Raw genomic sequence first — 12,857 nt, forward strand, 5'->3', positions numbered from 1 at the left:
GTAAAAAGGTCCCCCGTCTTTATCTCTTTTTTTGAAAATTTAGCAAAATGAAGCATTTACTAGTTTTCCTGAGTTATTCTTTGCAAACGCTTCATTTTCCAGAGGTATCATTTTGAGAGACCATTTCTACACCTTTTCCCTAGGTGGTACACTTTGTCTCAGTGAACAATTACATATTTGAAAAAGGAGCTGCTGTGAATGATGACGATTAAACGTCTTTGGAACAAAGCTTGGGATAGTCATTATCAAGCGAAGGATTTACTATTGTTTATGAGCGGCCGATCAGGTGGAGAACCGCCATCGGATCAAAAAGGACGCATGGAGAAGGCGTCCGGAAAGATGACGGGGACGTATCGCGAACCTTCTCCTGATGGAAGAGATTTTACGACAAAACAAATTGTCGGATTGTTTCTTGGTCCTCTATTATTTTTCTTTATTCTATTTTTCTTCCAACCAGAAGGACTTTCATTTGAAGCTCGTGGGGTCCTTGCTGGAACAGTTTGGATTGCAACATGGTGGATCACTGAAGCGATACCCATTCCAGTCACATCTCTATTACCCATTATTCTATTTCCGCTTGTAACAACAATGGAAGTCGGTGAAGTCACACCAAACTATGGTGACAATATTGTTTTCCTATTCCTAGGTGGATTCATCATCGCCTTAGCCTTGGAACGATGGAACCTACACAAACGAATTGCTTTAACAATTATTAACACAATCGGGACGAGTACGAAACGTCTTATGCTTGGTTTCATGCTTGCGACGGCCTTTCTTTCTATGTGGATTTCCAACACAGCTACAGCGATGATGATGGTTCCAATCGGAACAGCGATCATCTATCAGTTTTCCCATCTTATTGATGAAAAAACTGTACCAAATGCCAAGCAACAGGAGGAGATATTTGCAAAAGGCTTGATGATTGCTATCGCCTTTGCCGCTTCCATCGGTGGACTCGGAACCATTATTGGTACTCCTCCAAATACCATTTTGGCAGGGCAGCTTAGGGAAATCTTCGATGTAGACCTGTCTTTTGCAAATTGGATGATGTTTGGTGTTCCACTTGCAGCAGTTCTTTTAATCATTGCTTGGGTTTATCTCATCACCTTCGCCTTTCCAATGAAGATGACAGAAATTCCCGGCGGACGCGAGGTCGTAGATAACGAACGAAAAGCTTTAGGACCGATGAGCGCTGATGAAAAAATGGTCATGACGGTCTTTTCACTTACGGCTATTGCCTGGATTCTTCGCTCGTTTGTTTTGCAAGAATATGTACACGAAAGTATTGATGATACAATGATTGCGATTACCGGAGCGCTAGTTCTGTTTTTAATTCCTTCTTTTAAATATCAAGGAGTGAAACTAATGAACTGGCACACCGCAAAAGATGTACCTTGGGGAATTCTCATCTTATTCGGTGGAGGTCTTGCCATTGCAGGAAGCTTTGGTGAAACGGGACTTGATGAGTGGATCGGTGAACAACTAACGGTCCTTGTCGGTGTTCAATTTATTGTCATCGTTTTGGCAGTGACGGTTTTAGTGGTCTTTTTAACAGAAATCACATCAAATACTGCCTCAGCCACGATGCTGATGCCAATTATGGCTTCTCTTGCTTACGCTATCGATGTCCATCCGTTCGCCATGATGGTTCCGGCAGCTATTGCAGCCTCTTGTGCATTTATGCTACCAGTAGCCACACCGCCAAACGCCGTTGTGTTCGGCTCCGGCTACTTGAAAATGGGTGACATGATTAAAGCTGGTTTTTGGATGAACCTGATTGCTATTATTGGTATCGTTACATTTGTGATGCTACTACTACCGATCGTCTTCGGTATTGATTTAACTTCGTTTCCTGGGTAGATGAGGGGGACTGCAGCTGTGGATTAAGTAGTTCCGATACCGTGGCGAACAGCTAAAATAACATACTATGATTAAAAAGCTTGGATATTAAATCCAAGCTTTTTCTCGTCGCATTCGCAACATTAATCTCAGTTGATAATGAATTCGTTTTAAAACTATATTGTTCCTTTTAATTTCTGCCCAATCAGTATTAACCAGTTCACATTGCACAAAACAATAAAATCAATTTTTCAATACTCATATGTCTTTGTCATTTTTCCGTGTGTCAGGAATGACGCCACTCCTCACGGCTACACGATTTCACATATTTTCCCACTGGCAGCCAGCCTTAATCAGGATATATAATGAGTTACCTTAACAGGAGGAGGAACCGACGTGCATATGCTTATTAATTTACTCACCGGACTCTTTTCCATAACCGCTCTCTCTGTTTTTGGCTTTCAGTTTTTTGAATTCTTTCAGGCTGTTGCAGACCTAATTTCCCAATATAAACATCATTCATAGACTGCCTTCGAAACCTTGTCAGAAAAATGCTGATAAGGTTTTTTCAATACTCAACTTTCGTTCACTCAGTGTTACTGTGTCGATGATACCAGGTTGGGTTGCTTTCGTTTACTAAGATAATTATCTCTCATACTTTACAGAAAAAAATATACACACCACACAATCATAATCCTCCATTGTGTAGTATTATCCTCCTGCTTTAACTGCTTTCTTTGTTTTCCCACATCGCTTACACGTATAAATGCCAAATGATTTCATTTCTTGGTCATACGACTTTAATTCAAACTGGTGAAATCCGATTCTGCATAGAGGATGATGATGTTTTTTAAACAGGAGAGAGCCGGAAATATGTATGAGCACCCCTGAAATCATCAGAATATATGGTACATACGAGAGCACTGGAATATCAACTACTAGAAGTAACCCTCCAACTAACACGACCGTCCAAGCGATCCATTTCATTTTTTCAAAAATAACAAACACATCCTTCAACATCTTCTAAGTTTACAAGTGTTTCAAAGATTCTACGTATTCTCTTCCTTCGACTAATGAGAGGCCAAGAGTTTCTCTTGCTACTTTCACCGCCTGCACGTCTTTTCGATCTTCTAAAAGTTTGCGGATTTCATCATTCACCGGCAACTCCTGGACTTCCAGCTTTTTTTTCACTAGATCTAACGTGTAATTCAAACTCTTGATGCGGCCACCAAGTCTATCAATCTTGACCATAAGGTAAAGTACCAGAACTAGCAAAATGGTTAATACCAATAATTCCATATTTAGCCCTCCTAGAATTGGTTTCCTTGTTAGATATATTTACGGAGCAGAGGTTGATAAAGTTACAAGGTCAACAGTCATGCAGATTTTTGGCGACGTTCAATGCCTCCACTCCCTCTGAACGTCGTCAATCTCTCAAGTTAGCTACGTTCAGATTCTTCGCTCCTCCTCAACGTCGCCAATCTCTCAAGTTAGCGACGTTCAATTTCTCCGCTCCTCCTCAACGTCTTCAATCTCTCAAGTTAGCGACGTTCAATCTCTCCGCTCCTCCTCAACGTCTTCAATCTCTCAAGTTAGCGACGTTCAATCTCTCCGCTCCTCCTCAACGTCGCCAATCTCTCAAGTTAGCGACGTTCAATCTCTCCGCTCCTCCTCAACGTCGCCAAACTCTCAAGTTAGCGACGTTCAATCTCTCCGCTCCTCCTTAACGTCGCCAATCTCTAATGTTGGTGACGTTCAACGACTTCTAATCCACCTGTTCGACTCCAATCTCTCAGCTTAACTATATCTCATTAAGTAATCTATTTACTCAATCATTACAGTTACATTTAAATATCTTTTCACGCCATCGCACCAAAGTTACTCCTATGCCCATCCCTCCCATTCTTCCCGCAACAGGCCCATCCTAATGGAATCGTAATATTCTCCGTTATAATAACGGCATTTTCGCATCCGTGCTTCCATCGTCATTCCTAGTTTTTCACCGACTCTGACCATTTGCTTGTTCCCTGACCACGTCGTATAGCCGACACGAACGATGGCCAATTCGTTGAATAGATGATTGATCCATAATGTCAAAGCGGTTGTTCCAAATTCTCCACTCCAAAAATTAGAATCATAAATGCCAATTCCCATTTCCAGCCACTTGGAAGGTTTATGTTCCCAATAATATCCCACTGTCCCAATCACTTGACCCTCCACTTCAATGAGCCAATAGTCATCTCGATTGATCACTGCATCTTTGTTTCTTACGTATTCCTGGTATGTCATTGTGTGGTGTTCAAAATAAGGGGCGTCCCATTTCTTCCATTCAGGATCCTTCTCTTTTCTAGTTAACTCCCATAGCCGTAATAAATCTTCTTCTTGTACTTTTCTAATCATTAATCTTCCATTCTTATAAAACAATTCATCTTCCTCCGTTTAGTTGTCATCGTCCGAGTTGTTATGCTGCACCTCTTCAATCGAGTGGATAAGCTGAAGAATCGGCAATGAAGGTTAATAAGCTCTCAAATAATTTACGTTGAGCCGGATCAACCCAATCTTCCTTTCCTTCTGCCATTAGCCACATCACTTCATCTAGGAATACGTGCTCCAAAGACATCGACCAACTGGCTATCTCCATATCAGTAAATGTGATTGATTTTTTATATCCGGCGAGGAATTGTTGCCACTGGTCCGGGGTAAACATTTCGTCTGGGGCGGTCGATAGTTCATTATGAAACAGGAGCAATACGAGCGCTAAATCAAAGATACGTGGTACCCATGCGGCGTTATCCGGATCAATTAAATAAGGCTTCGGGGTAAAAATAAGGTTATTCGCCTTATAATCATGCGGCGTGGCTACATGTGGCAACTCGCTTTTTTCAAGAGTGGATTGCTGACGAACGATCCGTAGTAGCTTTTCTTTAAGTTGATTATGGTTAACGGCATACTCTGCAGCATTTTCTTCTATCTTGCGGACACTCTCGATAACTTCTTCCTTAGTAAAATCGTACACATCATATTTTTCTAACTGATAAGGGTTGCCTTTATAAGAAAGACGATGAATCTGACCTAACAGCCGACCTGCCTGAAAGATTTCGTGATCTTCTCCCTTATATGTGTTTCCTTCAACAAATGGATAGACGACATACGTATGTTCACCCATCGATTGTGGGTTAGGTTTACTCAATTCAACTGGGGTCACCACGTTTACTCCGTTGACTTTTAGCATCCTAGTATAATTCATTAGCCTACTCGCACGTTCAATCGGTCTTTGCGTTCTCTTCACAATCGTATCGTTCACGCGATAAACAGGTGAAAAAGGATAGATACTCTCAGGATCTTCTACTGCGTCAAAACCGAATCTATGTAGTACATCGATACCTTTCATTTTGTTCCTCCAATTCTTCTATTGAATAATATCTATTGAAAAGCTGATAATTTCGCCTCTTACTACGATATTTCATCCTTGATGCGTGTCACGACTTCTTGTAAGTATGCATCTTGATGAGGTACTAGATCCAATAAGGTTATTGTTTTGTTAACCTCGATCTGTTCCTCGCAACTATTTATTTCAAAGCCTTCAACACCTATTTTTTCTATGAGCTTAAAACATAAGTCGTAGAAGTCCTGAAATTTAGCTCTTACCATTCCTGACACTTCGTCTTGCTGAAGCTGAAAGTCTTGGATAGAATCATCCATTTTATATAAAAACACGTGAGCAAATTCGTTATCTATAAATGAATCCATTGTAATCACATCTTTAATGACCGCAAGCTTTGTTAAGTCGCTAAAATGAAGATCGATTCCTAACTCTTCTTTCACTTCTCTGATGCCATTTTCAACAGATTCATTCGCGAGAAGGTGGCCGGCTGCTGTGATATCTAACAAACTGGAAAAATCCTTTTTGCGATCACTTCTCAGCTGTAAATAAATAAACGATTCTCCAAGATCCTCAGTGATAAACCAACAATGGAACGTCTCATGCCATAGACCCTTTTGATGGATGTCTCCTCGTGTTTCCGTCCCTAGTGCCCGTTGATTTTCGTCAAAAACTGTGATTTTTTCGCTATCCATCCATGTCCACGTATCCCTTCTATGTCTCCCCATCATGCGTTCTCTAAAACAATTATTTCAAAAATTACAAATAAACACAATCTTTTCTCCTAGAGGAATGCTACGCATACAGCCAATGAACGTTCTGAATCGATGGAGATAAGTGATCGGCCTTTTCAGACACGGTCATTTCAGCAATTTGGCTAACATAATACTCATCAAACTTTTTAGTTATAACGCCATAGAAATAGGCGATCGGTTTTCGAATCGTCTTCTTTTTCATGGCACGAACGGTTTGCTTGAAAGATTCAGTCGCTACTTGCAACATGATTTGCGGATCTTTTTCGAAAGAATGCTGATACGCCGAAATACGAACCATCTTCCAGAGTTCTTCAATCGTCTCGGAGCAATCGAAAAATGATTTGGCGAGATGTTTAAAAGAAGAAGGAACGGCATCACTCGTATAGGTATGATCCGCGCTTTTTTTACGTTTAGTTATCTCTTTCTCTTGAGGATTAGTTTTAATATTCTCTTTAGCTTTATGGTGGTTCATTTGTTCGCGATTCGGTAGTTCAATTGATTGCGAAGAAGATACATTTGAACTTTTCACTTGCTTAGAAGTCGTTTGCGGAGATGCCTGTGCGGAAATTTTTTTTGAGACTTCACTTGGGTCCGTTGGGTAGGGCTGGAAAACATATAGATTACTAGATTGTCCTCCACTGTTTCTTTTCAATTCGATCACCTTGATCATGCCGATTCCTTTCGCTTTTGCTATCATTCGCTTAAACGTGGAGCGAGAAATCCCATGGCCCCCGAATTCCTCGTGGATCACTTTAAGGATCGTCCCTATTTTTACATTCGCCACCCCTACCACTTTTACACAATAGCGAGTTAGGCGAATAAGGGCCACCTTCTCGCCTTTTGTAAAACTTTCACCATATGTATGCATCCATTTTTTAACTGCTTGATTGAATTCACCTAAGCTAGGAAACGTTGAAAACTGTTTGAATTGCTGAATTTGTCCATTTGTCATCATTTTGAACTCCCCCTTCACATAAGAAGTACACTTGAGTGAACAAAAAGGGGGAGGAAGATTCAAAAAATTTTTGTTGGGAGGTTTTTTCTAGGTTTGTAGCTTGTTTGGTGGTCCTTGTAGTCCGTTTGACGCGACCTGTATTCCGTTCCAGCTGACTTGTAGCCCGCATACACTGACTGGAGCCCGCCACTGCTTGTTTTCCAGAAAAAAAGGACCTCCCGCCGTGATTGTCGGGTGATCCCTTCTCCAGTTTATTGATACGTATTGTTATTCCAGTCCACATACCGGCCGCTTCCATTGCAGCTTGGACATTCGAAGTGATCAGGTGAGATGTAATACTCGCTTGTTGGGATCGTGAATCCTCTTCCGTAACAGTCCGGGCAATCGCCTCTTTCTTTCATCTCATTCAACAATTTCTCTTGTCTTGCGGTGTTCCATTGAGCTATGGCTTGAAATAAACCCATGATGATTCACCTCATTTTCTATTTACTCCTATTGTTGGAATAATTGAGGGAATTATACATTTTCATTTTTCACAAAAATATGGGCAATTGCATATATTGAATCTTGAGAAGGAGGCATGATAAATATGCAACATTATCAACAAGGTATGCCCTCAGACGGGCAGGAAAATAATGCTCAACATCAACAAGAAATGCAATCGATGTGCAAACAGTACCACTTACATTTCATGCAAATGCAGATGATGGATGGGAACACTGCTGAAGGAATTATTGAAGATGTAGACGATGAAGGAGTCACCATGTTAATGCCTGACGAAGAAGAGCAGATGGATCATTCTTCAAGACAAATCGGTTTCGGTGGCTATGGTGGCGGTTACGGCGGCGGATATGGAGGCTATCCTCCATATGGCGGTGGATACGGCCCAGGTTACGGTGGTTATGGAGGGTATGGCGTACCTGGACGATTCCGCAGATTCAGAAGAAGAAGGTTCCCTTTCTTCGGCATTCGAAGCCTATTCTTCCCATTTTTCTTCTAAAAAAAGGGCTGACCCGTCTAATCATACAGACAGGTCAGCCATATTTTTATTCTCCTATTTTCAAAGCAATCTTGCCTAATTGTTTCGCTTCGCTAAGATGCATCATGGCTTCTTTTGTATTTTCCAGCGAATAGACAGTGTCCATCACAGGCTTGATGTTATGTTCACTGATAAACTGGAGCATCTCTTGATATTCGTCGCGACTTCCCATTGTGCTGCCGAGGAGATTGTACTGCCCGTAGAAAAAACTGCGAAGATCAAATGTCACTTCATCGCCTGCAGAGGCACCAAACGTGACCAACGTTCCGCCCTTGCGCACCGACTTGAGCGTTTTGTTGAACGTCGCCGCTCCTACTGTTTCAATCGCGATATCGACTTTTTCATCTTTCAACGCTTCTTCCCAATCTTCTTCACTGTCGATGGCCTTATCCGCTCCAAGTTCGAGAGCTTTTTGACGTTTTTCTTCGGAGCGTGACGTGACAATGACACGCACCCCAGCAGCTTTCGCAAACATCATTAAGAATGTGACCGCTCCGCTCCCTACACCTGGTAAAAATACGGTATCACCCTCTTTTACTTGAGCTCGCGTAAACAAAGCACGATAAGCCGTCAAAGCCGCTAAGGAAAAAACGCCCGCTTCTTCCCACGATAAATGGGCAGGCTTTTGCTCTAGATTATCTTCAGGGACAACCACTTTTTCAGCAAAGGTTCCGTGTCCTGGCAATCCCACAATGCCGAAAGTGTCTGGTGGAGCATCACTCTTGTCTAACCAACCAAGACTTGGATTGATGACCACTTCATCTCCAATGGAAACTCGACTGACACCTTCCCCGACACTCTCTACTATGCCCGCTCCGTCTGAACCGATAACGAGCGCTGGGTCTTCCTCTCCGTGCTTTTCTAGAACAAATAAATCTCTATGATTGAGCCCTGCTGTTTTAAGCTTCACCCTCACTTCCCCTTTTTCCGGGGACTGTTCGTCCATCTCTTTCATTCGTGCGCCATCCATGCCTTTTTTTCCTTCATGAACAAATGCTTTCATCTGTATCCCTCCTCTAAAAAATAGCTGCCACGTTTTCATGTGATATTTCTTGTCCAAATCCATTATACTGGAGAAAGACACTATTTTTCAAAGATACTGAGGTGAAGCCCGATGAAACTTGAAGCCGCTGATTTGCCAGAAAAAGAAAGAGATACGTTTCTTTTTATTCAACATTTACCTACGCAAGAGAAGAAAACCCTTTGGAAACTCATTCGAGGATCAAACAAAGATCATATATGTATGGTGAATCGTCTGACCCCATCGGTTCATGCTCTGATTACTCAAGGGTTAGTGACGATCAATAAAAGTTACAAACAAAAAAATCAAATCAGCTTGTTCATTCTCAGGAAAACACCTCATCTGATGAAAAAGTTACAAGACTTGGGCCGGGAAGAATAAGATTGCCCCTCGATGTTTAATACTACTTTTTAATGGTAATAGAACGAGTATAACCATAAATTAGAGTGAAACATTTAAAGGAGGATCTATTAAATGCCTTTACTAGAAATTAGCGTAGTCCCTGTAGGAACAGGTTCAGAAAGTTTTAGCAGCGATGTGGAAAAAGCCATTTCCCTTATTGAACAAAACGGGCTAAAGTATCAAGTGACACCCACATCAACCATTATTGAAGGTGAGATCGACAAATTAATGGATGTAGCCCAAGTGATCCACTTAAATGAGATCAAAAACAATGCCAAACGTGTCGTCACCACCATTAAAATTGATGACCGCGTGGACAAGCCGATTCATTTGGAAGATCAAGTCAATAAAGTAAAAGACTAAATATAGTAAGTATGCGATGAGCTGTTGGCAGACCTGCCATTAGCTCATCGTTTTTATATGTAGATCCTGAAATATGATGCTGAGGGCAACAAATCAAGGGCGGAGCGCAACATAAATATGAACGAACGCAAGGAGACAATTCTCCTTCATACGATTAGATAGACTACTTAGTTAACAACTTAAATTCCTCTAGGTCTACTTCTTTATTAAATAAGACACTCTCTAGTGCTAAAGCTAAATTATGTGGTACTTTCTTTAGCTTTTCATTCATAAAGTCCAAGTTATTTAACATGATTAAAGACTTATTATAATCTTTATAACTAATAAGAACTGAAGAGTAACCTGCCCAATACCCATCATGAAGAACCATTCCCTTATATTCAGGATGATTTTCTAATTTCCATCCGAAACCATAAGCTCCATAGTCACGGTGTAACCCTGGACAATAGTCTGTTGTTTCTCCATTTACTAACGCAGGCTTTAACATACTTTCAATAGCTTCATTTGATATAAGCTGATTGTTGTAAATAGATTGTTCCCAGATCAATAAATCATCTACTGTGGATTTTATACCCCCGTCACCTTTAACCCCATCGAAAAAATATACATATTTGTGTTCCTCTAATTCATTTGGAAGAAAATAAACATCTTTTTCCCAATCGTAGATAAATCCTGTTACGTACTTTTCTAGTTTACTATCAAGAAACTGGGAATGAGTCGATGTGTTTTTCATATTTAGAGGGGTAAAAATGTTTTTATATAAGTAATCCTCATAAGGTATATTAGAAACCAATTGAATGATCTCTGCTAATAATACATAGCCTGTATTACAATATTCCCACTTCTCATTAACTTCAAATAATAGCTTTGGCTTTTGCTCTACTAGAAAATGAATAATGTCTCTATTTGTAGCAATTTTATTATGGTCCCAATTCTCTTCTTCTTCAAACCACTCCATATAGTCTGGCAAACCAGAAGTATGGTTCAATAGATTCTTAATAGTAATACCTGCATACGGTAATGAGGGGAAAAATGTTGTGATTTCATCCTCTAGAGTCATTTTTTTATCTTCAATTAACATCATTACTGCCATTGCTGTGAAACTTTTGGAAACCGAAGCAATTTCAAAAATTGCATTATGAGAGTTCCTTTTTGTAGAAAGTTTACCAACTGCCCTTTTATAAAAGGCTTTTCCGTCTTCTGATAATAGAACTACGCCACTAAACAAGCGATTTCTTTCCAAGTAGTCAAATAATATATCAAGTTCTTCACATCTTTTATCTATTTTATTCAATGTTAACCTCCACATATGGTTTGTGAATTGTGTTTACATATTTGAATTGCTCATAGGTATTCTAAGTATAATATATTTGCTAGCTATACTTTGAGTAGTAAAATAACTTCACTTTCCTCTAACAACTCGCCAGTGTTTACGAATCCAAGGGATTCATAGAATTGAAGTGCCGAATCATTATCTGGCTCTGTTGAAAGGCCAATATAATGACAGTCATCATTCTTTTTGAACATATCTATGATATGTCGCATTGCCTCTTTCCCGTAACCCTTTCTTTGATAAGAGACATCAATCATAAACCTAGGAATCCAATACTTCCTCTCTTTGATCTCGTTTGGATCATTTTCCGTCATCACAAAACCTATAACTTCCTCATCCAGATGTATTGCATACGGTGTAAAATTGGGATCTACCTTAGACTCTGCAATGGAATAAACATTTGGAGCAACTCGATTAATTTGATCTTCCGCTAACTTCTTGTTTAGGCATTTATACAAGTTTTTCACCGTTAATTCCTGAATTGATATTTGGGCCATAAACATTCTCCTCTAGATCAAATTTACTCTTTTCTTTGTGTATTTATTTTCATATTAGCTTGTGTGACTAAAGCTCCCTTTACTTTAATAAAAAAATTATAATTTCTTTTCAAAAAGGGTTATGGATAATTGTTTATTCACCATGACTTCTTTAATATTTTGGAATCCATTCTTTTTATAAAATCTAACAGCTGGTGCATTTTTAGAACCTGTTGATACTTTTATCGTTTCAACCTTGAACTTACTTTCAATGAAATTTAATAGTAACTGTGCAATTCCTTTTCTAAAATGCTTTGGATGTACGATTAGCCTGTGAATATCAACTTCATCGTCAACTACTTTTATAGAAATTGCTCCGCATAATTGTTTATTTTCATAATAACCAATGAAGGTTTCATCGCAATTTTGCAAATTATAAACTGTATCCTTTAATGGTGGTATTTCATATGAATCAATTATTTCTGCCTCTACCTTATATGATGGTATTTGAACATTTAAAACATCCTTAGCGTGTTTTCTATTGCTAATATTAATTATTTTTATCACGAGAACCCTCACATCCAATTATTATCTTCTGCCACAAACCTTCCCAATACTTGAAGAACATTCATCTTTTAATTTATCTTAACATTTATTTCCTTTTAATTGGATAAGAAAAGAGCATTCCTTGTTAAAGAAATGCTTCCGTTAGTTGAACATGCACCCGACCGTCAATTGCTAAATGTTGAAGTTTAAATGAGAATAATTGTTAAGGAAAGTTTTGTATATAATTACTACCACTCTAATGAATCTATATATTGAAATAATTCGTTATTAGTAGCTTCGTAATATTCTTTTCATATCTATCTATGAAGAGGTCACTTCTAATTTCAAAATCCCACCTTTCACCTTGTCCTCTAACAGAAACAGAATAATCATATTCTACTCTAGAAGAACCATTTACCAAATCTATATTCTGTCCCTCTAAAAACTCATGAATATCGTCCTCAGAAGTTAAATCTATTGACGTACCTATACTTCCTTGTTTAGAAATGGATATTCTGTAAATAGCTTCACTATCAGAAATGTGATGTGAAACGAGTTCTTGATAAGTGGTTTCTTTATTTATATTTTGTATAAAGAAGAAACTCCCACCTATAACCACTATAAGAAGTACACATATGATAATTAATTTTCTATTCATCGAATTACCACCTCAAACATTACAAAATTAATCTATTTTATATTCCTTATCTGTTCAATTAAATCAGATTATAATACCTTCACTTTAA

Annotated in this window: 17 protein-coding genes; 5 read left to right on the plus strand and 12 right to left on the minus strand. The window is 39.2% G+C overall.

Annotation, left to right across the window (positions count from 1 at the left end):
* Positions 1-198 precede the first annotated feature (198 nt).
* Positions 199-1,860, plus strand: coding sequence for an SLC13 family permease (locus tag CR194_RS09580; RefSeq protein ID WP_110609446.1), 1,662 nt, complete (start codon positions 199-201; stop codon positions 1,858-1,860).
* 690 nt (positions 1,861-2,550) lie between these two features.
* Here the strand turns inward: CR194_RS09580 and CR194_RS09585 are convergent.
* Positions 2,551-2,826 carry a hypothetical protein gene (locus tag CR194_RS09585; RefSeq protein ID WP_199228155.1) on the minus strand — a complete coding sequence of 92 codons (276 nt, stop codon included), beginning with the start codon at positions 2,824-2,826 and terminating at the stop codon, positions 2,551-2,553.
* Positions 2,827-2,868: 42 nt separating this feature from the next.
* On the minus strand, positions 2,869-3,138 hold the full coding sequence (locus CR194_RS09590) for a hypothetical protein (RefSeq protein WP_110609447.1): 270 nt from the start codon (positions 3,136-3,138) through the stop codon (positions 2,869-2,871).
* Between the two features lie 53 nt (positions 3,139-3,191).
* On the opposite strand from CR194_RS09590, the gene CR194_RS20105 reads away from it, so the two are divergent.
* Positions 3,192-3,566: a hypothetical protein gene (locus CR194_RS20105; protein ID WP_146035929.1), complete on the plus strand. Its 375-nt coding sequence runs from the start codon at positions 3,192-3,194 to the stop codon at positions 3,564-3,566.
* 157 nt (positions 3,567-3,723) lie between these two features.
* Here the strand turns inward: CR194_RS20105 and CR194_RS09595 are convergent, their stop codons facing one another.
* The 5 genes from CR194_RS09595 to CR194_RS09615 form a co-directional block, all read right to left on the minus strand.
* Positions 3,724-4,239 carry a GNAT family N-acetyltransferase gene (locus CR194_RS09595; protein ID WP_110609965.1) on the minus strand — a complete coding sequence of 172 codons (516 nt, stop codon included), beginning with the start codon at positions 4,237-4,239 and terminating at the stop codon, positions 3,724-3,726.
* Between the two features lie 76 nt (positions 4,240-4,315).
* Positions 4,316-5,230 (minus strand): phosphotransferase, encoded by a 915-nt coding sequence (locus tag CR194_RS09600; RefSeq protein ID WP_110609448.1) that lies wholly within the window; start codon positions 5,228-5,230, stop codon positions 4,316-4,318.
* Positions 5,231-5,292: 62 nt separating this feature from the next.
* Positions 5,293-5,916 (minus strand): NUDIX hydrolase, encoded by a 624-nt coding sequence (locus CR194_RS09605; protein WP_110609966.1) that lies wholly within the window; start codon positions 5,914-5,916, stop codon positions 5,293-5,295.
* A 100-nt stretch (positions 5,917-6,016) separates the two neighbouring features.
* Complete coding sequence (locus CR194_RS09610; protein WP_110609449.1) at positions 6,017-6,931, minus strand: hypothetical protein; 915 nt, start codon at positions 6,929-6,931, stop codon at positions 6,017-6,019.
* A gap of 251 nt (positions 6,932-7,182) precedes the next feature.
* The gene (locus CR194_RS09615; RefSeq protein WP_110609450.1) at positions 7,183-7,395 is read right to left on the minus strand and encodes a methionine aminopeptidase; all 213 of its coding nucleotides are present in this window, start codon (positions 7,393-7,395) and stop codon (positions 7,183-7,185) included.
* Positions 7,396-7,520: 125 nt separating this feature from the next.
* Here CR194_RS09615 and CR194_RS09620 point away from each other — a divergent pair, with 125 nt between their 5' ends.
* Entirely contained in the window at positions 7,521-7,931 is a 411-nt protein-coding gene (locus tag CR194_RS09620) for a hypothetical protein (protein ID WP_110609451.1), read from the plus strand.
* 46 nt (positions 7,932-7,977) lie between these two features.
* On the opposite strand, the gene CR194_RS09625 is transcribed toward CR194_RS09620, so the two are convergent.
* Positions 7,978-8,973, minus strand: coding sequence for a zinc-binding dehydrogenase (locus CR194_RS09625; protein ID WP_110609452.1), 996 nt, complete (start codon positions 8,971-8,973; stop codon positions 7,978-7,980).
* 111 nt (positions 8,974-9,084) lie between these two features.
* Here CR194_RS09625 and CR194_RS09630 point away from each other — a divergent pair, with 111 nt between their 5' ends.
* On the plus strand, positions 9,085-9,372 hold the full coding sequence (locus CR194_RS09630) for a hypothetical protein (protein WP_110609453.1): 288 nt from the start codon (positions 9,085-9,087) through the stop codon (positions 9,370-9,372).
* A 93-nt stretch (positions 9,373-9,465) separates the two neighbouring features.
* Positions 9,466-9,756, plus strand: coding sequence for an MTH1187 family thiamine-binding protein (locus tag CR194_RS09635; RefSeq protein WP_110609454.1), 291 nt, complete (start codon positions 9,466-9,468; stop codon positions 9,754-9,756).
* A gap of 163 nt (positions 9,757-9,919) precedes the next feature.
* Here the strand turns inward: CR194_RS09635 and CR194_RS09640 are convergent, their stop codons facing one another.
* The 4 genes from CR194_RS09640 to CR194_RS09655 all read right to left on the minus strand — a co-directional run bounded on the left by CR194_RS09640 (position 9,920) and on the right by CR194_RS09655 (position 12,769).
* Positions 9,920-11,050 carry a serine hydrolase domain-containing protein gene (locus CR194_RS09640; protein ID WP_158282223.1) on the minus strand — a complete coding sequence of 377 codons (1,131 nt, stop codon included), beginning with the start codon at positions 11,048-11,050 and terminating at the stop codon, positions 9,920-9,922.
* A gap of 83 nt (positions 11,051-11,133) precedes the next feature.
* A complete protein-coding gene (locus CR194_RS09645) occupies positions 11,134-11,586 on the minus strand; it encodes a GNAT family N-acetyltransferase (protein ID WP_158282224.1) in 453 nt (150 codons plus the stop codon).
* A 96-nt stretch (positions 11,587-11,682) separates the two neighbouring features.
* Positions 11,683-12,132, minus strand: a complete 450-nt coding sequence (locus tag CR194_RS09650) for a GNAT family N-acetyltransferase (RefSeq protein WP_110609967.1) — start codon at positions 12,130-12,132, stop codon at positions 11,683-11,685.
* 244 nt (positions 12,133-12,376) lie between these two features.
* The gene (locus tag CR194_RS09655; protein WP_110609457.1) at positions 12,377-12,769 is read right to left on the minus strand and encodes a hypothetical protein; all 393 of its coding nucleotides are present in this window, start codon (positions 12,767-12,769) and stop codon (positions 12,377-12,379) included.
* Positions 12,770-12,857 lie beyond the last annotated feature (88 nt).

Source organism: Salipaludibacillus keqinensis (assembly GCF_003226325.1).
GTDB lineage: Bacteria > Bacillota > Bacilli > Bacillales > Salisediminibacteriaceae > Salipaludibacillus > Salipaludibacillus keqinensis.